The following is a 21,329-nucleotide window of genomic DNA, read 5'->3' as shown; positions in this document are numbered from 1 at the left end:
TATTTTGCCCTAATATACAGCGACATTGAGAAAACTATATGTAAACAATTTTCCGGCATGGCCAGTGTTTCACGCTTACCCAGCCCTGTTTCGCCCGTTAATATTCGAAATGACACCCTCGCCTTAGCCTGATTTTTTCTCTGCGGCCCGCCTTATACTTTTGGCTAACTTAACAGCAATTTAACATCCCCTTTTTCTTGAGTCATATCACTAACTTTCTAAATTTAGCTGACATTTGATGGTTTTTTGCCCGACTAAAGTTGCACTGTGCGTCTTCAATAAGCTTGCTATTGTCATCACGTAACATTTTTTTAACTGAAAATGACTGACCATAGTAAGGAGATAACCATGGCGTTTGAATCCAAGGAGCAAGCGCAAGCCTATTGGAAGGAGAACCTGACCATTATGGGTTCTTTGCTTGCCATCTGGTTCCTCGTGTCATACGGGGCAGGTGTTTTGTTTGTGGATGCCCTGAATCAGTTTCAGCTGGGCGGCTTTAAGCTGGGCTTCTGGTTTTCACAGCAAGGTTCCATTTACATCTTTGTTGCACTGATTTTTGTCTATGTCTACAAGATGAATGCGCTGGACCGCAAATTCAACGTTCACGAGGATTAAGGGAGTAGTCACTCATGGATATTCAAACCTGGACCTTCATACTGGTAGGTCTGTCTTTCGCACTCTACATCGGGATTGCTATCTGGTCCCGCGCAGGGTCAACCAGCGAGTTCTACGTCGCCGGCGGTGGTGTCCACCCTGTCGCTAACGGCATGGCGACCGCTGCTGACTGGATGTCTGCCGCATCCTTCATTTCTATGGCAGGTATTATTTCGTTCGCCGGCTATGACGGCGGTGTGTACCTGATGGGCTGGACCGGCGGCTATGTTCTGCTGGCGCTGTGCCTTGCTCCTTACCTGCGTAAATTCGGCAAGTTTACCGTGCCGGACTTTATCGGCGACCGTTACTACTCACGCACTGCCCGTATGGTCGCAGTGTTCTGTGCCATCTTTGTTTCTTTCACCTATGTAGCAGGACAAATGCGTGGTGTGGGCGTGGTATTCGCTCGCTTCCTGGAAGTCGACATTAATGTCGGCATCATTATCGGTATGGCGATCGTGTTCTTCTATGCGGTGATGGGCGGCATGAAGGGCATAACCTATACACAGGTCGCACAGTACTGCGTACTGATTTTCGCCTTTATGGTGCCTGCCATCTTTACCTCTATCATGGTAACCGGTTCGGCGATTCCGCAAATCGGTTTCGGCTCAACCATCAGCGGTTCAGATGTGTATCTGATGGATAAGCTGGAAGGGCTGAGTGCTGAACTGGGCTTCAATTCCTACATTGACGGCTCCAAGAGCATGGTGGATGTGTTCTTCATCACAGCTGCTCTGATGGTAGGTACCGCAGGTCTGCCGCACGTCATCATCCGTTTCTTCACTGTGCCACGCGTAAAAGATGCCCGTATTTCTGCCGGCTGGGCACTGCTGTTCATTGCCGTTCTGTACACCACTGCACCGGCTGTGGCCGCATTTGCCCGTATCAACATGTTTGAGACCTTAAACGGTCCTGACATGCAGGGTGTTGCCGCAGAACAAGCGCCAACCTGGGTCACCAACTGGGAGAAAACCGGCCTGGTCGCCTGGGAAGACAAGAATGGCGACGGCAAAATGTTCTACTCTGGCGATGAGCGTAACGAGATGAACATCAACCGTGACATCATAGTGCTGGCAAGTCCTGAGCTGGCCAAGCTGCCAAACTGGGTTGTTGCCCTGCTGGCGGCAGGTGGCCTGGCGGCAGCACTGTCAACGGCGGCCGGTTTGCTGCTGGTTATCTCCACCTCGGTGGCGCATGACCTGCTCAAGAAAGGCTTCAAACCCAATATGACGGATAAACAGGAACTGAGGGCGGCCCGGATCGGTGCGGCACTGGCGATTATCGGTGCGGGATACCTGGGTATTAACCCGCCGGGCTTTGTCGCACAGGTGGTCGCCTTCGCCTTCGGACTGGCAGCCTCGTCCTTCTTCCCGGCAATTATCATGGGCATCTTCTATAAGAAGATGAATAAAGAAGGCGCTATCGCCGGTATGCTGAGCGGCATCCTGTTCACCGCGGCTTACATCATTTACTTCAAGTTCATCAACCCGGCGGCCAGCACCCCGGACAACTGGTGGTTCGGTATCAGCCCTGAAGGTATCGGTACCCTGGGTATGTGTGTGAACTTCGTGGTGTCGATTGTCGTCAACAAGTTCACCGCAGAAGTGCCGGAAGATGTGCAGGAGCTGGTGGAGTCTATCCGTTATCCGAAAGGGTCTGGTGCAGCTCACAGCCACTAGAGCACACCGACAGAATAACAACACTCAGTAGCAAAAACGGGGGAAACCCCACTCCCTGACGGAGCCATGATGGCTCCGTTTTTTTTCGCGCAGAGCAGCTGTTGCGTCTCCCTCTCCCCGCCGCTTCAAAGGGGCAGTGACGTATACAGCAGCATGGGCCTGCGCGTCTTCGCTAACTGATCCTTGCCTGCGCGTACTGATTCAGCAAAGAGCGCAGTTTCAGCGGCTTCACCGGCTTGCTGATAAAGGCAAACCCTTTGCTGCGGATCGTCTGCTGCGTTTCCGGCAGCCTGTCGGCACTGATGATCACACCTTTGAACACCTGCCCCAGCTTAGCTTCACACTCGATCAGCACATCCAGACCGGTTTCCAGCTCGGTCAGATGATAATCACTGAAAATAACATCTGGCACCCAGCCATCGTCACACTGGGCCAGCGCGCCCGACACAGATTCCGCCAGCCGGATGTCGCAGCCCCAGCGGCTCAGCAAACTGTCCATCCCTGTCAGTATGTCTTTCTCGTTATCGACACAGAGCACCCGGGTCCCGGACAAGGGTAACGGCTGCTCCGGTGCCGCCTCCGGTTTGCTTTGCGGCAAATGGATCGCCTGTCCACGACGCACTGACAATGCGAATACGGTTCCTTCGCCCAGCCAGGAGCGCAGTGACAGCGGATGATCCATCACCCGGCTGATCCCCCTGGCAATGGCCAGCCCGAGGCCGAGACCATGATCACCGCGACCGCGGTCAATGCGGGTGAATTCATCAAAAATGTTGGCCTGCTTCTCTTGAGGTATACCGGGGCCGTTATCCCAGACTTCTATCCGCAGCTGGCTGCCAGCCCGCCGCACTCCCAGCAGCACTTTACCGCCCGGGTTATAGCGAAATGCGTTGGTCAGGAAATTTTGCAGCGCCCGGCGCAGCAGCTTAGGATCCGAATGCACCAGCGCCTTGCTGTCCACCACGGAAAAATCGATGCCCTGCTGCCTGGCCAGTGCGCTGAACTCGGCATTGAGGTTATTGAACACATCGCTGAGCGGGAACACATGCACATTCACCTGCAGCTTACCGGCCTCAAGGCGCGACACATCGAGCAGATCACCAATCAGATCCTCAGCAGCTCCCAGCGCGCTCTCAATATGGTGCGCCAGCTTAATCGTTTCCTCATCCTTGGCCACTTCAGACAGAGACGAGGAAAACAGACGAGCCGCATTGAGCGGCTGCATCAAATCATGGCTGACGGCGGCCAGAAAGCGACTTTTCGAACGGGCCTGCTGCTCAGCATGCTGGGTGGCTGAGACCAGCCGGCGGTTGAGCTGCTCCAGCTCCTGCGTTCTCTGCCGCACCCTGGCCTCCAGGTTTTCATTGGCTTCTTTGAGCGCTTCCTCTGCCTGACGAAATGCCGTGATGTCGGTAAAGCTCATGACGAAACCGCCGCCCGGCATCGGATTGCCCTGTACTTCAATCACCCGGCCGTCAGGCCGGATCCGGGAAGAGGTATGCGCCGTTCCGTGCTGCAGGTGCTTTACCCGCTTGGCGACATGGACTTCAGGATCCCCCGGCCCGCACAAACCCAGACGCGCGTTATGGCGGATCACATCAGCAATCGGCCGCCCGACCTGAATCAAACCGGGCGGGAAAGAAAACAGTTCCAGATAACGCTGGTTCCAGGCCACCAGCCGCAGCTGTTTATCCACCACGGCGATCCCCTGACTGATGTGTTCAATCGCGCCCTGCAGTAATCCGCGACTGAAATCAAACAGTTCAGAGGCTTCATCCACTATGGTGGCCACTTCTTCGAGCTGCATATTGCGCCCCTGCAAGGCAGAGGTGAGCACTAAGCGGGCCGAAGACGCACCGAACACCCCCGCCAGTACCCGCTCGGTATGGCGGATCAGGCTGGCCGGCGCCTGCTGCTGGGGCAGGAAATTAAACTGGTGCTGCTGGGCAAAATGGGTAAAAGCCTGCCGCATCCGCTTGCGGCCGACAAACCGCGCCGCCAGCAGTTCCAGTTCAGACACTGTCACCCTGGCCTGGTACAGCCGGGCGTCATCGGCCTCCGGCATAGGCGCGCCGACAAAAGTGGCGGCCTGCAGGCGCTCGGTGAGCGATGAGCGGGTCACCATAGATACCAGAACGTATAACAGCAGGTTTGTGGTCAGGCTGATCAGCATGCCCCAGTCTACTGTGGTTAACTCGCTCAGTACCGGCAGGGAAGGCGGTGTCAGCAGCCATAGCAAGAGATTGGTCTCGGCACTGCCGGCCAGCATGCCTGTCTGGCTCATCAGAGTGATCACCCACAGCGCTGTGCCCCCCAGCATTCCGGCATACACACCGTTACGGTTGCCTTCGCGCCAGTAAATCCCCCCCAGCAAAGCCGGTGCGAACTGGGCGATAGCGGCAAAGGACAGCAAACCTATTGCCGACAGGGACTCAATCTCATCCAGCACTTCATGGAAGCCCCAGGATGCGAGCAGCAACAGCAGAATCAGGCCTCGGCGGATATTGAGCAGCAGCCCGGAAAACGCCGCATGGTTACGGCTCGAGACCCGCAACCGGCGCAGTAACAAAGGCAGCACCAGATCGTTGGATGCCATGATCGCCAGTGCGATGGTCGAGACAATTACCATGCCGCTGGCCGCCGAGGTGCCGCCCAGAAAAGCCAGCAAGGCAATGGTATCCGCACCTTGCATCAGCGGCAGATTAATCACATAGGTATCCGCTGGGATCCCCGGCAGTAGCACCTTCCCGGCCAGCGCCAGTGGCACCACAAATATCCCCATCAGCAGCAGATAGACAGGAAATACCCTGCGTGCCAGATGCAGATCCGGCGCATGGGTATTTTCAACTACGGTGGTATGGAACTGGCGCGGCAGACAGATAATCGCCGTCATGGTCAGCAGGGTATGGATAATAAAACTGCCGGCATTGATATCCATGGACGGCAGAACAGTCATATCCAGCTGGCTCAGTTCCAGCGCCGGGACATCCCACCACAGCAGCATGACAAACAGCCCCACCACCAGAAAAGCCGCCAGTTTGATCAAAGATTCGAACGCCACCGCCATCATCATGCCGCGATGATGTTCCGTAGTATCCAGGTGACGGGTGCCGAACAACACAGTAAAAGCGGCCAGCGCCAGTGTCACCAGCCAGGCGATATCGCCGTCATTGAGCATACTGTTACGGGTCAGATCAGGAGCCACCTGGGCCAGCCCCATGGTGATCCCCCGCAATTGCAGGGCGATATAGGGCAGAATCCCCGCGACGGCAATCAGGGTGACCAGTACGGCCAGCCCCTGGGATTTGCCATAGCGCGCGGCGATGAAATCGGCAATCGAGGTGATATGTTCGCGCTTGGCGATCAGGATCAGGCGGGCAAAAATACGCCAGCCAAAGGTGAAGACCAAAATGGGCGCCAGGTATATCGGCAGAAACGACCACAGATCCCGGCTGGCCTGACCGACAGTGCCGTAAAACGTCCAGGAAGTACAGTAAACCGCAATCGACAGGCTGTATATCCAGGGGCGCCAGCGGGACATCCATCCGACATGCTTATCGCCGTACCAGGCAATCAAAAACAATAGCCCAAGATAGGCCAGCGATACCGGCACGACTATCCATCCCTGCTCCATAGGATCTCCCTGAATAACATTCCCTGATTCGGCCCCGTGCCTGGGGCCGAGTGTACCTCACTCCCGGGTGAGTATCCGTCCGGCAGGTCACATCTCACCCGCCAGCCCGTTCTGCTTAATGCACTTCCTGCGCTTCTGTCGGTGCTGCCTGCGGCGATTCATCAATTTTCATCAGCAAAACCGGCAGCCCCATGATGGCCATCAGCCAGAACACATCGGCTCCCCACCAGCCGTATCCCCAGCCACTCAGGGTGGTCAGCGCCGCCATAACAGCGCCCAGCGGCAAAGCATTGTAGAGCGCCTGCAGGGCAACCATCTGATGACTTTGCGCATGCTGAATATATCGGATCGCCGCCAGGTGCGCCGCGGCAAAGGTCACGCCATGCAGCGCCTGCGTCAGCACCAGCATAGGCAATTCCGTCATGGTCGCGGTCAGCCCCCAGCGCAACAAGACCCCCGCTGCCGCCAGACGGAACATGGCCGCCACACTCCAGCCGGCAAACAGTCGCTTGCTGAGTGCAAATACCGCAATTTCAGCGATCACACTGAAGCTCCACAAATAGCCGCTGACCGCTTCGCTGTAACCGATCGTCTTCCAGTACATGGCGCTGAAGCTGTAATACGCTGCGTGGCTGCCCTGCAGCAAGGCCACAATGATCAGAAAACGCATCACCCGTTTATCGCGCAGGATCCCCAGTAGCGGAGGCCGGGGCTGGCGCACTGCGGCAGCATCACTTGGTAATACCGTCGGCTGGCGCAACGACAATAACAGGGCAACAGCCAGGCCACCAGCCGCCACCCAGGGAATGACTGCAGCGCCAAACTCTGCCGCTGCCATACCGGCTATGGTTGAGCCGACGATAAAAGCGATCGATCCCCAGAGCCGCGTTCGACCATAGTCTAAATGCCCGTGTTTGGCGTAATAATTGGCCAGACTGTCTGTCAGCGGGATCACCGGACCGACAAGAATATTGAACAGCACAATCACGACCGTCAGGGCTATCAGGTTGCTGCTGGTCATGACAAAAGACACGCAACAGATCAAACTGAGTACCGCCAGCCAGCGCAGTGCCGGCAACAGATGCTCAACCTGATGCACTCTGGGTGTCAGCACCATATTGGCAAAACAGCGCACCCCCAGCCCAAGCCCCAGTAACACCCCGATATCCCCGGCCGCTATACCCAGCGAATTGAGCCACACGGCCCAAAACGGCAGATACACGCCATAATTAAAATAAAAGCCAAACATATACTGGGCTGTCCAGCCAAACGGGCTACTTCTTAACATCTCAAAACCCTGCTGCATGAAAATGGTCGTCATTATGCCTGCTGAGCACATGGCAGGAAAGGCAACCGCTAAGGTATTCCTCTTGATCCCGCACATTCTCCCGCCTTGGCCAGCACACCGGTCGTCTGCCGTCCCCCTAGACTAAAGTCGGCTGGAGCAAAAGCGGGCACTGGGCGACACTGCTTAGCAGAGGTTTCATCGTCACCACAGTGCGCCCCCTGTGACCAGCGTCAGCACCACAAAGAGAGAGAGCAATGCCGGACACCTTTAATACGTCACTGATCCCTTTTGACCGGCTCGATAGCAGCCAGCAGGATACTCTGCTCAAAGCACTGGATGTGGCGTATTTTCGCAGCGGTGAAGTCATCATCCGGGCCGGCGATCCCTGCCAGTCGCTGCATATTATTATCAAAGGCAGCGTGGAAGAAACCTCGGCAGACCGGCAAGAGCACTTTGCCCACTACACCACAGATGACCTTTTTGATGTGCGCGCCCAGTTCAGCGGCCACAGCCGCCATCAGTACCGGGCCACAGAAGATACACTTTGCTATCTGCTCCCTCAGGCGCAATTTACCGGTTTGTGTCAGCAGAATCCGGCGTTCGCGGCCTATTTCAACAGCGATCTGGCCACCCGCCAGCAATTGCTCGAACAGGCTCATCAGCAACAGAATCTGGCTGAGTTCATTCTGACCCGCGTCCGCCAGGACAATATCCAGCCCTGCCTGATCCTGCCAGCCGATACGGATCTGCGGACCGCCACCACCCGGATGCGCCAGAGCAACTGCGACGCGGCTTTCATCATTGTGGATGACACGACAGAGCACGCCGGTCACAGGTTTGGTATTGTCACCCGTACCGATCTGCTGCATGCCGTCATGCTGGATAACCGGGCCCCCAGCACGGCGGTCGGCCAGATAGCCACTTCGCCGGTGATCAGCATTGAATTGGGAGCGTATCTGTTTAACGCCATGATCAGCATGACCCGGCACAAGGTCAAACGCGTGCTGGTCACCCAGGGTGATGCGATCGCTGGCATGCTGGACATGACCCAGGTACTGAGTCTGTTTTCCACCCATTCCCATGTGCTGGCACTGCGGATTGCCCGCGCCACCAGCATTCAGGAGCTGGCACTGGCGGCAGACAGCCAGCAGGCGCTGGTGGAGACACTGTTCAACAACGGCATTCATACCCGTTTTTTGATGGAGCTGATTGCCAGCATCAATGAACAAATTATTGAAAAAGCCTTTCAGCTGGTGGTGCCAGAACGATGGCAGCCGCTCTGCTGCCTGTTAGTGCTGGGCTCGGAAGGCCGCGGCGAACAAATTCTGAAAACCGATCAAGATAACGCCCTGATCCTGGCAGATAACATCGACTGGCCCGAATGCCAGACCGTGATGACCCAACTGAGTGACACCCTGTGTCAGCTGGGTTATCCGCCCTGCCCGGGCCGGGTCATGGTCAATAATCCGGACTGGGTAAAGAGTGTCTCCGGCTGGCAGCACACCCTGCAGACATGCTGCGATAAAGGCGATGAAGCCGCCATGATGACGCTGGCTATCCTGGCAGATGCTCAGGCCATCGCGGGTAACCGGCAACTGCTGGCCCCGGTCAAACATCACCTTCATCAACGGCTCAGCAGCCAGGAATTACTGCTGGCGACCTTTGCCCGCCCGGCACTCAAGTTCAGCGTCCCCCTGACCCTGTTCGGCCAGATCAAACGCGGTAAAAGCGGCCCGGACATCAAGCGGGGCGGTATTTTCCCGATTGTTCACGGCATCAGAACCCTGGCCCTTGAGCACAATGTGGCAGAGACCAATACTTTTCGCCGTCTGACCGTGCTGGAGCAACGCCAGGTACTGGAGCCCAGTACGGCTTCTAATCTGAGCGAGGCACTGAAACTCTTCATCCGGCTCAGGCTGCGCCAGCAGCTCAGCTTGCCTGCGGGCACCGCCTCTGCCGGACAGCATCATCTGTTAGATCTGGCCACACTTAGCCGCGCGGAGCGCGACCTCCTGCGACATAGCCTGCATGTGGTGAAGAAATTTAAAGAATGGCTCGGCTATCACTACCAAATCAGAGACTGATGATACTAAGGAATGGTGAGATGACATGAATATTCTGCGTCGTTGGTGGTATCAGTACAAATTTCGCCATCACCCGATACACGCCCTGTTTCAGCGCTATAGCGGCGATGAGCTGGTATCGGTTGACTGTGAAACTACCAGCCTGGATCCCGCCAGCGCGGAGCTGGTGACTATCGCGGCCACCCGTATCAAAGCCAACCGGATTCTGACCAGTGAGTCGTTGTATCTGACCCTGAGCCCGCCCGACAGCCTGAGCGCCGCCTCGGTGACCATCCACAAGATGCGCCATCAGGATCTCCGTCACGGCCTGGAGCCCAGAGAGGCGCTGACACTGCTGCTGGAGTTCATCGGCAACCGCCCTCTGGTCGGCTACCATATCCGTTATGATAAGGCGATTCTTGATCGCTATTTCAAGCGGCTGTTCGGGTTTGCCCTGCCCAATAAGCTGGTGGAAGTCAGCCACCTGTACCATGAGCAGCTTGAGCGTCAACTGCCCAATACCTGCTACGACCTGAGCCTTGAGGCCATCAGCCGTCATTTGGGATTGCCGCACCCGGAACGGCACGATGCCTTACAGGACAGTATTACCGCCGCCCTGATCTATGTCCGGCTCAAGCACGGGGATCTGCCCGCTCTGACCTCTCCTTTATGATGGCTTTTGGCCCGCCACTCCTCCAACCAGCCTGGCGGGAAATAATGTAAGCCAATGCAAATACACAGAAAAAGCCATGACAGCGCACACTCATCCTAAAGTCTAATTGAGCCTGTACCGAATCTGGCTCAAGTTAACACAACTATAATGATCAATGATCCGGTCCGCGCAGGACGAAGACGGAAACACAAGGAGAATGAGATGAGTGAGGTTCATGTTTACCCTGTCAACCAGCAGATTGCTGAGCGGGCTCATATCACGGAAGAGCAATACATCGACATGTACCAGCAGTCTGTCAGCGACCCGGAAGCCTTCTGGCGTGAGCACGGTAAGATTGTTGACTGGATCACCCCGTACAATAAGATCAAACAAACCTCTTTCGATACCGGTCACGTCAGCATCAAGTGGTTTGAAGACGGCACACTGAACGTCTCCGCCAACTGTCTCGACCGTCATCTGGCAACCCGCGGCAACCAGCCTGCCATCATCTGGGAAGGCGACGATCCGGCCGATGATGCCACCCTGACTTACAACGAACTGCACAAGCAGGTTTGCCAGTTCGCCAACGCGCTCAAAGCGCAGGGCGTGAAAAAAGGCGACGTGGTGTGTTTGTACATGCCCATGGTGGCCGAAGCTGCCGTTGCCATGCTGGCCTGTACCCGCGTCGGTGCCGTGCATACCATCGTCTTCGGCGGCTTCTCACCGGAAGCCCTCGCCGGCCGTATAATCGATTCGAAAGCCAAAGTCGTTGTCACCGCCGATGAAGGTGTCCGCGGGGGCCGCGCTGTGCCACTGAAAAAGAACGTCGACGATGCCCTGAAGCACCCTGACGTCACCAGCATTGAGAAAGTGGTCGTATTCAAACGTACCGGTAATCCGGTGGAGTGGGACAATCAGCGTGACGTCTGGTGGCATGACGCCACCGCCGCTGTGCCGGATCATTGCGATCCGGAACCGATGAATGCCGAGGATCCGCTGTTTATCCTCTACACCTCTGGCTCGACCGGTAAACCCAAAGGCGTGCTGCACACCACAGGCGGCTATCTGGTTTATGCGACCATGACCTTTAAATATGTCTTCGACTATCAGGAAGGTGAAGTCTACTGGTGTACCGCCGATGTGGGTTGGATCACCGGACACAGCTATCTGGTGTACGGACCACTGGCCAACGGTGCGACCACACTGCTGTTTGAAGGCGTTCCCAATTATCCGTCAACTGCCCGCATGAGCGAAGTGGTCGACAAGCATCAGGTCAATATCCTGTACACCGCGCCTACCGCCATTCGCGCCCTGATGGCCAAAGGCGACGAAGCCATTGCCGGCACCCAGCGTTCATCGCTGCGGATTATGGGCTCTGTCGGCGAGCCGATTAACCCGGAAGCCTGGGAATGGTACCACCGCACTATCGGTGACAGCCGCTGCCCTATCGTCGATACCTGGTGGCAGACCGAAACCGGCGGCATACTGATCACCCCGCTGCCTGGCGCGACCGCACTGAAACCCGGCTCAGCCACCCGTCCGTTCTTTGGCGTTCAGCCTGCGCTGGTCGATAACATGGGCAACATTCTGCCGGGCGCGACTGAAGGCAACCTGGTGATGCTGGACAGTTGGCCGGGGCAGATGCGTACGCTGTGGGGTGACCATGAGCGCTTCGAACAGACCTACTTCTCTACCTTTAAAGGTATGTATTTTACCGGTGACGGCGCCCGACGCGATGAAGACGGTTACTACTGGATCACCGGCCGTGTCGATGACGTATTGAATATTTCCGGTCACCGCATGGGAACCGCTGAAATTGAATCGGCACTGGTTGCTTTCGACAAAATTGCCGAAGCCGCTATCGTCGGCGTGCCGCACGATATCAAAGGCCAGGCCATTTATGCCTATATCACCCTGAATGACGGCGTGATACCCACGGCCGAGCTGCATAAAGAAGTCAAAGACTGGGTGCGTAAGGAAATTGGCCCGATTGCCACACCGGACTTCCTGCACTGGACGGACGCACTGCCGAAAACCCGTTCCGGTAAAATCATGCGCCGGATTCTGCGCAAAATCGCCACCGGGGACACCGGCTCGCTGGGAGATACCTCCACCCTGGCCGATCCCAGTGTGGTCGACAAACTGATCGCAGAAAAAGAAAAAGTCGTCTAACCGACAAGCACCTGCACTCAACTCAAGCCGCCGCAAGGCGGCTTTCTTTTTCGTAAACCGGTTCCTGTAGCAGCAGCTGGACAGCCAAACAGCATGGCGGGAACTCTCCGCCCTTCTCCATTGTCAGATTCCCCGGCACACCATCTTTGTTAGAACCTGCTGCATTCTGCGGTTAATTTCCGCAAAATTGATTAAGATTCAAGGTGATTGGCCGCTTATCTTGTATGTGTGGTTAATCTGTCGGCTATCTTACTGAAGAAGCGACGAAAAGCGAGACGACACGCGGCAATTTAAGCCAGTTGCGTACAGTTGTAAGGTCAAAAAAGTGGTGATTAGACCAGTATTTTGCTGCGAATTGTGCTGAATTCTCTATAATTGAGCAACTAACAGGTTTTAGGCCGTGATGGTTTGCATGAAAGGAAGCAAAGTCACAGTTTTTTTGTGCTTTGTCGCTTGAATTAGCAAGAACAGGTATAGATAACAGAATATGTCGACTAGTTACCGCATTTTACTGCTTAATGGACCCAATCTGAATTTGCTGGGCCTGCGCGAGCCGGGACACTATGGCCAGCAGACACTGGATCAGATTGTAGCAAACCTGAGTGCCAAAGCCGCCAAACTGGGCGTGACACTGGATCACCTACAGTCCAATGCAGAACACGCACTGATAGAAGCCATCCACCAGGCGCACGGTAAGGTGGATTTTATCCTCATCAACCCGGCAGCCTATACCCATACCAGCGTCGCCATTCGCGATGCGCTGTTGGGCGTGGCTATCCCGTTTATTGAAATACATTTATCAAACGTGCATGCCCGTGAGCCCTTCCGCCACCATTCCTACCTGTCTGACAAGGCAGTCGGCGTGATCTGCGGTTTGGGCCCTGATGGTTATGAATTCGCCCTGGAGGCAGCTGTCCGCCGTCTTCAGAATGCTCAATGAACAACATTAAGAGTAAAGATACATGGATATTCGCAAGATCAAGAAACTTATCGAACTGGTAGAAGAGTCAGGCATCTCCGAGCTGGAAATCTCTGAAGGTGAAGAGTCAGTACGCATCAGCCGTACTACCGCAGCACCGGTTGCTGCACCTGCGCAAATGTACGCAGCACCTGCACCAGCTGCCGCACCTGCACCAGTAGCAGCACCGGCCGAAGCTCCAGCTGCACCTGCGGCCCCTGCCGGTCACCAGGTACTGTCTCCTATGGTCGGTACTTTCTACCGCGCACCTAGCCCGGAAGCAAAAGCGTTTGTGGAAGTGGGCCAAAGCGTAAATGTTGGCGATACCCTGTGCATCGTTGAAGCCATGAAAATGATGAACCAGATCGAAGCCGATAAAGCCGGTACCGTTGTGGCTATCCTGGCCGAAAACGGTGACCCGATTGAATTCGATCAACCTCTGGTTATCATCGAGTAACTGAGGCGCATATGTTAGATAAAGTAGTCATAGCAAACCGCGGCGAAATCGCCCTGCGTATCCTTCGTGCCTGTAAAGAGCTGGGGATCAAAACGGTCGCTGTGCACTCCACAGCTGACCGCGATCTGAAACACGTTCTTCTGGCAGATGAGTCTATCTGTATCGGTCCGGCTCGAGGCACAGACAGCTACCTGAATATTCCCCGCATCATCAGTGCGGCAGAAGTGACAGGTGCAGTTGCCATCCACCCAGGTTACGGTTTCCTGTCTGAAAACGCGGATTTTGCCGAGCAGGTTGAACGTTCAGGCTTCATCTTTGTGGGCCCGAAAGCAGACACTATTCGCCTGATGGGTGACAAAGTGTCCGCCATCAACGCCATGAAAAAAGCCGGCGTACCTTGTGTACCGGGTTCTGACGGCCCGCTGGGCGACGATGAAGCCAAAAACAAGTCTATCGCCAAGCGTATCGGTTATCCGGTCATCATCAAAGCTTCTGGCGGCGGTGGTGGTCGTGGTATGCGCGTGGTACGCAAAGAAGCGGATCTGATCCAGTCGATCGCCATGACGCGTGCAGAAGCCAAAGCGGCGTTCAGCAACGACATGGTGTACATGGAGAAATTCCTGGAAAACCCGCGCCACATCGAAGTACAGGTGCTGGCTGACGGCCAGGGCGGTGCTATCCATCTGGGTGAACGTGACTGTTCCATGCAGCGCCGTCACCAGAAAGTGGTTGAAGAAGCGCCGGCACCGGGCATCACCGAAGAGATGCGCAAGTACATCGGTGAGCGCTGTACCCGTGCGTGTATCGAAATCAACTACCGCGGTGCAGGTACCTTTGAGTTCCTGTATGAAAACGGTGAGTTCTATTTCATTGAAATGAACACCCGTATCCAGGTTGAACACCCTGTCACCGAAATGGTCACCGGCGTTGATCTGATCAAAGAGCAGCTGCGCATTGCAGCCGGCCAGCCGCTGTCATTCAGCCAGAGCGACATTCACCTGCGTGGCCACGCAATTGAGTGCCGTATCAATGCTGAAGATCCGGTGCGTTTCCTGCCTTCGCCGGGCAAGATCGAGCGTTTCCATGCGCCAGGTGGTATGGGTATCCGTTGGGAGTCCCACATCTACAGCGGCTACACGGTTCCGCCGCACTACGATTCGATGATCGGCAAACTGATTGCCTACGGTGAAAACCGTGACGTGGCGATTTCGCGGATGCGTAACGCCCTGAACGAGATGATCATCGACGGCATCAAGACCAACGTTCCGCTGCAGAAAGACATCATGGCAGACGAGAACTTCCAGCACGGTGGCGCTAACATCCACTATCTGGAGAAAAAACTGGGCCTGCAATAAGCACTCAGTATGCGATAACCAAGGCTGCCTCCGGGCAGCCTTTTTGTTATCTGGGCTGGGTTCTGCCCACCAACACGGTTTGATACACAGTCACATCTCTGCACCATCCTCTTGCATCCCCCCGAAATGCCGCTGTACGCCCTTCTGATGACGTTTCACTGTATCTGCCATTAGCTGTCGCCTGCTGCTGACTTTGTTTTACCAGCGGCTAACGTACTCGCTGTGCCGTCTTCTGACATTTCGTGATAAACTTCGCCCCTTCTGTTTCCACAAGAGCGACATAACCATGCCTTGGATTCAACTCAAACTGAATGCCACCGCCGCCAATGCTGAAGCTATTGGTGACATGCTGATGGAAAACACCGGCGCTTTGTCGGTCACTTTCCTGGATGCACAGGACACCCCGGTTTTTGAACCGCTGCCGGGCGAAACCCGCCTGTGGGGCGATACCGACGTCATTGGCCTGTACGATGCGGAAAGTGACATGGATATGGTGCTCTCCCTGCTGAAAAGCAGCCCGTTGCTTGCCGACGACTTTGCCTACAAGGTAGAGCAGCTGGAAGACAAAGACTGGGAACGCGAGTGGATGGATAACTTCCACCCGATGAAATTTGGTCAGCGCCTGTGGATCTGCCCGAGCTGGCGTGAAGCGCCTGAGCCGGGTGCCGTCAACGTGCTGCTCGATCCGGGCCTGGCGTTTGGTACCGGTACGCACCCGACCACCTCTCTGTGTCTGGAATGGCTGGACGGCCAGGATCTGAATGGCAAAACCGTGATCGATTTCGGCTGCGGCTCCGGCATTCTGGCTATCGCCGCACTCAAGCTGGGCGCTGCCAAAGTGATCGGGATTGATATTGATCCGCAGGCGATTCTGGCCTCGCGTGACAATGCCGAACGCAATGGCGTGTCTGACAATCTGGACCTGTATCTGCCCAACGATCAGCCGGAGAATCTGCAGGCCGATGTGGTGGTTGCCAATATTCTGGCCGGTCCGCTGCGTGAGCTGTCACCGGTTATCAAGAGCCTGGTCAGGGACAAAGGCCTGCTGGCGATCTCCGGGGTACTGGAGTCTCAGGCGGAAGATGTGGCCAGCCATTACAGCGACGAGCTGACGCTGGATCCGATCGCCGCCCGTGAAGAATGGTGCCGGATTTCAGGCCAAAAAGCCTGATCCTGACAAATTTGTCCATTGCGCATTTTGTGAGCAATCCACTGAATTCCATGACCTTTTGCAATCCAAAATCAGGATGCTCAAATATTGGCCTTTTCAGCACAGCAAAAAATGCGTAAAATGCGCGCCCTTACTGGCATAGTCAGGAACAGACATTGAAGATCGGCCCATATCAATTAGACAACCCGTTAATTGTCGCGCCAATGGCAGGTGTGACCGATCGTCCGTTTCGCGAGTTATGCCTGCGCCACGGCGCAGGTATGGCGGTCAGCGAGATGATGTCTGCCAACCCAGACGTTTGGAAAACGGCCAAGTCGCTCAACCGCATGGTGCATGAAGGTGAGTCTGGACTTCGTTCGGTACAGATTGCCGGGGCAGATCCCCAGCAGATGGCCGACGCCGCCCGCTTCAGTGTGGAGCACGGTGCCCAGATCATTGATATCAACATGGGTTGCCCGGCCAAGAAAGTGAACAAACGCCTGGCAGGCTCTGCCCTGCTGCAATACCCGGATCTTGTCGAGGATATCCTCAAGGCCGTGGTAAGCGCCGTGGACGTCCCTGTGACGCTGAAAACACGGACCGGCTGGGATACAGAGAACCGAAACTGTGTCGAGATCGCACAGCTCGCTGAACACTGTGGCATACAGGCTCTGGCCCTGCACGGCAGAACTAAAGCCTGTATGTACAAAGGTGAAGCGGAATACGATTACATCAAGGCAGTGAAACAGGCGGTGTCGATTCCTGTGATTGCGAACGGTGATATCGATTCACCGGAAAAAGCCCGCTTCGTCCTGGATTATACCGGGGCCGATGCCTTGATGATTGGTCGCCCAGCGCAGGGTCGACCGTGGATTTTTCGGGAAATCCAGCATTATTTAACAACCGGTGAACACCTGCCAGCTCCTTCTTTTGAAGAAGTCAGCAGTATCTTGCTGGAGCATGTACAGGCACTCCACGCTTTCTATGGGGAGTACCAGGGGTTACGCATCGCACGTAAACACGTGTCGTGGTACCTCAAAGAGCAGGCTTCTGCAGGTGATTTCCGCCGGACCTTCAACGCACTCGAAGATGCTCAAGAGCAACTCGATGCGCTGCAAGGCTACTTCGACAACGTTGCATAAATACCAGAAGAGCTTACAGAATATGTTCGAACAAAATCTGACTTCCGAAGCACTTACAGTGACTACTGTCACTTCTCAAGACCAAATCACTCAGAAGCCTCTGCGTGACTCTGTCAAAGCCTCGCTTAAGAACTATCTCGCCCAGCTGAACGGTCAGGACGTCGATGATCTGTACGAGCTTGTACTGGCTGAAGTTGAGCAACCCCTGCTGGACACCATCATGCAGTACACACGCGGCAACCAGACCCGCGCAGCAACCATGATGGGCATCAACCGCGGTACCCTGCGTAAGAAACTGAAAAAATACGGCATGAACTGATCATCAGTTCAGATGACGCTGATTTTACAGGGTTATGCTCGCGCATAACCCTTTTTTTAACTGCGCTTTCCCTGGCAGCCCTTCACATTCAATCCCGCTTCGATCTTTCCCCACAGTACCACCAGTAAGCTCGCAGATGCATAACCACAGGCTGTAACTTAGCGACAAATTGATATCACTCTAATTGTGCATTTTTATTTCACAGCTAGAACAAAATAAGCAGCGTGACATGGATCACCAAGACTGACGGTGACCGCTTAATGAAATGTAAAATACGTGACCTTAATCACTATAAGATTAATAAGCGACCAGTTAATAAATGTGACATAAGACAGCTAAAATGAATTGACTATTAAAAAACACGGCAAATGTAATTTTATTACACAGGATAAATGTTAGCTGTATCACTGTATCTTGGTGGGGGAGAGCTAAAAAAGGAGGCGGGGATCACGGGAACCCCGTTATCAGTTCCGTTTTCAGGATCTGTGGTAGATTGATTGGGTACGAAGCAATCGACGGTTTTGGCGAACCGTTATCGACACAACAGAACTTGAAGCTGAACATCAAACGGGGAAACGTTATGATATCACCAGACACCAAGGTCAAGATACAGAATTTTGGCCGCTTCCTCTCCAACATGGTGATGCCCAATATTGGCGCATTCATCGCTTGGGGGTTTATTACCGCTCTCTTCATTCCGACCGGCTGGCTGCCCAACGAGACAATAGCCAAACTGGTTGGCCCTATGATCACTTACCTGCTGCCACTGCTGATCGGTTATACCGGCGGTAAACTGGTGGGTGGCGAACGTGGTGCTGTAGTGGGCGCCGTGACCACCATGGGTGTGATCGTGGGGACAGATATCCCGATGTTCATGGGGGCCATGATTGTCGGCCCTATGGGCGGCTGGGCAATTAAACACTTTGATAAGGCCGTTGAAGGCAAAATCAAAAGCGGCTTCGAAATGCTGGTCAACAACTTCTCGGCCGGCATCATCGGGATGCTGTGTGCCATCGTTGCCTTTTTCCTGATCGGTCCTTTCGTGAAAATTCTCTCTGGCGGTCTGGCTGCCGGGGTCAATTTCCTGGTCGATGCCGGTTTGCTGCCGCTGACCTCTATCTTCGTTGAGCCGGCGAAAATTCTGTTCCTCAACAATGCCATCAACCACGGTATCTTCTCGCCGCTGGGCATTCAGCAGGCCAATGAGGTCGGTCAGTCTATTTTCTTCCTGATTGAAGCGAATCCGGGTCCAGGGCTGGGTATTTTGCTGGCTTACATGGTCTTTGGCCGCGGTACCGCCAAACAGACCGCCGGGGGTGCTGCCATCATCCACTTCTTCGGGGGGATCCACGAGATTTATTTCCCCTATATTCTGATGAATCCGCGCCTGATCCTGGCGGCAATTGCCGGTGGCATGACTGGTGTTTTCACCCTGACCCTGTTCAATGCCGGTCTGGTCTCGCCTGCATCACCGGGCTCTATCTTTGCCGTGATGCTGATGGCGCCGAAAGCCTCCATAGTGGGCGTGCTGTGCTCTATCGTGGCAGCCGCAACTGTGTCTTTCCTGGTGGCATCACTGCTGCTGAAAACCCAGAAAGTGACCGAAGACGACGACGGCAGCGCGCTGAAAAATGCCAGCGAGAAAATGAAAGCCATGAAGTCGGGCAAAGCCACCGAAGGGGCTGCTGCCACAGGCTCTGCGGCGACCACTGCCACTAACCACCCAGCCTCGCTTGAACTGAGTCAGGTCCGCAAAATCATCGTGGCCTGTGATGCCGGTATGGGATCCAGTGCCATGGGCGCCGGTTTACTGCGCAAGAAAGTCAGTGAGGCCAGGCTAAATATTGATGTCACTAACAGTGCCATCAACAACCTGCCCGATGATGTCGATATTGTGATCACCCACAAAGATCTCACTGAGCGTGCCCGCAAGCATGCCCCGCAGGCTCAGCATATTTCGCTGACCAACTTCCTTGACGGTCAGGTCTACAATGATTTGCTCACCCGTATCATGGCCGCGTCCAGCCCGGAAGCGGCAAATGACCCGACTCTGGTGAAACTGACGCCGGTAGCTGCCAATGACGACAGCCTGGAGCCTCAGCAACCCTCGGTTTTCCAGATCCAGGCAGCTAATATCCACCTCGGACTCCAGGCCAACAATAAGGACGAGGCCATCCGCTTCGCCGGTGAGCAGTTGGTCAAACTGGGCTATGCCGAACCTGAATACATTGATGCCATGTTTGCCCGCGAGGCACTGGTGCCGACTTATCTCGGGGAATCTATCGCCGTGCCGCACGGAACAGTGGAAGCCAAAGACAGGGTGATCAAGACAGGTATCGTCATTTGCCAGTATCCGGCCGGGGTGGCGTTTACCGATGACGAAGACGACATTGCCCATCTGGTGATCGGCATTGCCGCCAAAAATGACGAACACATTCAGGTGATTACTACCATCACGAACGCACTGGACGACCACGAGGCCATTGAGCGCCTCAAGCGTACTCAGGATGTCCGGGAAGTGCTCAGCATCCTGGCCAGTGAAGAAGCGGCGTAACCGCCAGTGCAGATACCGGGGCCGCCCAGCGCGGCCTCTCACAAACTTAAGGTAGTCATCATCATGAAAGCAGTTCATTTTGGCGCTGGCAATATCGGCCGGGGTTTTATTGGTAAAGTACTGGCAGATGCCGAGGTTAACGTCACTTTTGCCGACGTAAACGAGCCGTTGATCGATCAGCTCAGCCATGCGCAGTCTTACAATGTCAAAGTAGTGGGTAACGACTGTCATCTGGATACCGTCAGCCATATCACAGCAGTGAACGCCGCCGGGCAAGACGTGATCAATCAGATAGTGCATACCGATCTGATCACCACAGCCGTTGGCCCTGCGGTGCTGGATAAAATTGCCAGTACCATCGCGAGCGGGCTGGCCAAACGGTTTGAAGCGGGTAACACCCAGCCGCTCAATATCATCGCCTGTGAAAACATGGTACGGGGCACCACGCACCTGAAAGAAGAGGTCTATAAGCAGCTGACGCCTGCACACCGCTTGCTGGCGGATCAGTATGTCGGCTTTGTCGATTCGGCCGTGGACCGCATTGTGCCTCCCGCTGAAGCCGCCAACGATGATCCCCTGGAAGTCACAGTAGAAAGCTTCAGTGAATGGATTGTCGACCAGCAACAGTTCAAAGGCGAGATTCCCCACATTGCCGGGATGGAAACCACAGATAACCTGATGGCATTTGTCGAGCGGAAGTTGTTTACCCTCAATACAGGCCATATCATTACCGCCTATCTGGGCGCACTGAAAGGTTACCAGACGATCCGCGACGCGATAGAAGATGAGGAGATTCGCGGGCAGGTCAGAACCGCGATGCGGGAAAGCGGTGAAGTGCTTATTCGTCGTTATGGCTTTGATCGTGAACAGCATTATGCTTACATCGAAAAAATCCTGACCCGTTTTGCCAATCCCTTCCTGCGCGATGAGATTGACAGGGTTGGCCGCCAGCCGCTGCGCAAGCTGGGCAGCAACGACAGATTGATCAAACCCCTGCTGGGCACCCTGGAGTACGGTACTGACAATCGTATGCTGATCAAAGGCATAGCGGCGGCGTTGACGTATGTGAATGATACCGATCCGCAGGCAGTGGAACTGCAGCAGACTTTACACGATAAAGGGGTCCGCCGGACTCTGGCCCAATACACGGGTCTGGACGCTGACAGCGAGGTAGCCCGTGACATAGAGCATTGCTATCAGACGCTGACCTGATCACCTTGCGGGGAGTTCGCTCCCCGCCTTTGCAGCACAA

15 protein-coding genes are annotated in these 21,329 nt (G+C 55.1%); 13 read left to right on the top strand and 2 right to left on the bottom strand.

All coding sequences use genetic code 11. The features are described from left to right. The first annotated feature begins 348 nt into the window (after positions 1-348). Positions 349-615 (top strand): DUF4212 domain-containing protein, encoded by a 267-nt coding sequence (locus D6M16_RS19260; protein WP_046222165.1) that lies wholly within the window; start codon positions 349-351, stop codon positions 613-615. A gap of 14 nt (positions 616-629) precedes the next feature. After that, positions 630-2,333: a sodium:solute symporter family protein gene (locus D6M16_RS19255; RefSeq protein WP_046222164.1), complete on the top strand. Its 1,704-nt coding sequence runs from the start codon at positions 630-632 to the stop codon at positions 2,331-2,333. A 172-nt stretch (positions 2,334-2,505) separates the two neighbouring features. Here the strand turns inward: D6M16_RS19255 and D6M16_RS19250 are convergent, their stop codons facing one another. Continuing rightward, positions 2,506-5,967: a PAS domain-containing hybrid sensor histidine kinase/response regulator gene (locus D6M16_RS19250; protein WP_120513544.1), complete on the bottom strand. Its 3,462-nt coding sequence runs from the start codon at positions 5,965-5,967 to the stop codon at positions 2,506-2,508. 115 nt (positions 5,968-6,082) lie between these two features. Further along, positions 6,083-7,255, bottom strand: a complete 1,173-nt coding sequence (locus tag D6M16_RS19245; protein ID WP_120513609.1) for a 3-phenylpropionate MFS transporter — start codon at positions 7,253-7,255, stop codon at positions 6,083-6,085. Between the two features lie 254 nt (positions 7,256-7,509). On the opposite strand from D6M16_RS19245, the gene D6M16_RS19240 reads away from it, so the two are divergent. From D6M16_RS19240 to D6M16_RS19190, 11 genes are all read left to right on the top strand, one after another. Next, a complete protein-coding gene (locus tag D6M16_RS19240; protein WP_120513543.1) occupies positions 7,510-9,339 on the top strand; it encodes a DUF294 nucleotidyltransferase-like domain-containing protein in 1,830 nt (609 codons plus the stop codon). Positions 9,340-9,364: 25 nt separating this feature from the next. After that, a complete protein-coding gene (locus tag D6M16_RS19235) occupies positions 9,365-9,991 on the top strand; it encodes a 3'-5' exonuclease (RefSeq protein ID WP_046222161.1) in 627 nt (208 codons plus the stop codon). 201 nt (positions 9,992-10,192) lie between these two features. Next, on the top strand, positions 10,193-12,142 hold the full coding sequence (gene acs / locus D6M16_RS19230; RefSeq protein ID WP_120513542.1) for an acetate--CoA ligase: 1,950 nt from the start codon (positions 10,193-10,195) through the stop codon (positions 12,140-12,142). A gap of 487 nt (positions 12,143-12,629) precedes the next feature. Beyond that, complete coding sequence (gene aroQ, locus D6M16_RS19225) at positions 12,630-13,082, top strand: type II 3-dehydroquinate dehydratase (protein ID WP_046222159.1); 453 nt, start codon at positions 12,630-12,632, stop codon at positions 13,080-13,082. Between the two features lie 22 nt (positions 13,083-13,104). After that, positions 13,105-13,557, top strand: a complete 453-nt coding sequence (gene accB / locus D6M16_RS19220; RefSeq protein ID WP_120513541.1) for an acetyl-CoA carboxylase biotin carboxyl carrier protein — start codon at positions 13,105-13,107, stop codon at positions 13,555-13,557. A gap of 11 nt (positions 13,558-13,568) precedes the next feature. Then, on the top strand, positions 13,569-14,912 hold the full coding sequence (gene accC / locus D6M16_RS19215; protein ID WP_120513540.1) for an acetyl-CoA carboxylase biotin carboxylase subunit: 1,344 nt from the start codon (positions 13,569-13,571) through the stop codon (positions 14,910-14,912). Between the two features lie 286 nt (positions 14,913-15,198). Further along, on the top strand, positions 15,199-16,083 hold the full coding sequence (prmA, locus tag D6M16_RS19210) for a 50S ribosomal protein L11 methyltransferase (RefSeq protein WP_120513539.1): 885 nt from the start codon (positions 15,199-15,201) through the stop codon (positions 16,081-16,083). Between the two features lie 155 nt (positions 16,084-16,238). After that, positions 16,239-17,204, top strand: a complete 966-nt coding sequence (gene dusB, locus D6M16_RS19205) for a tRNA dihydrouridine synthase DusB (RefSeq protein WP_120513538.1) — start codon at positions 16,239-16,241, stop codon at positions 17,202-17,204. Positions 17,205-17,226: 22 nt separating this feature from the next. Beyond that, positions 17,227-17,523: a DNA-binding transcriptional regulator Fis gene (gene fis / locus D6M16_RS19200; protein WP_027254108.1), complete on the top strand. Its 297-nt coding sequence runs from the start codon at positions 17,227-17,229 to the stop codon at positions 17,521-17,523. A 580-nt stretch (positions 17,524-18,103) separates the two neighbouring features. Further along, positions 18,104-20,077, top strand: coding sequence for a PTS mannitol transporter subunit IICBA (locus D6M16_RS19195; RefSeq protein WP_120513608.1), 1,974 nt, complete (start codon positions 18,104-18,106; stop codon positions 20,075-20,077). Positions 20,078-20,140: 63 nt separating this feature from the next. After that, positions 20,141-21,289, top strand: a complete 1,149-nt coding sequence (locus D6M16_RS19190) for a mannitol-1-phosphate 5-dehydrogenase (RefSeq protein ID WP_162941111.1) — start codon at positions 20,141-20,143, stop codon at positions 21,287-21,289. Positions 21,290-21,329 lie beyond the last annotated feature (40 nt).

The sequence above is a fragment of the Photobacterium salinisoli genome (assembly GCF_003614885.1).
Lineage (GTDB): Bacteria > Pseudomonadota > Gammaproteobacteria > Enterobacterales > Vibrionaceae > Photobacterium > Photobacterium salinisoli.
This window is presented reverse-complemented; position numbering and strand designations above follow the sequence as displayed.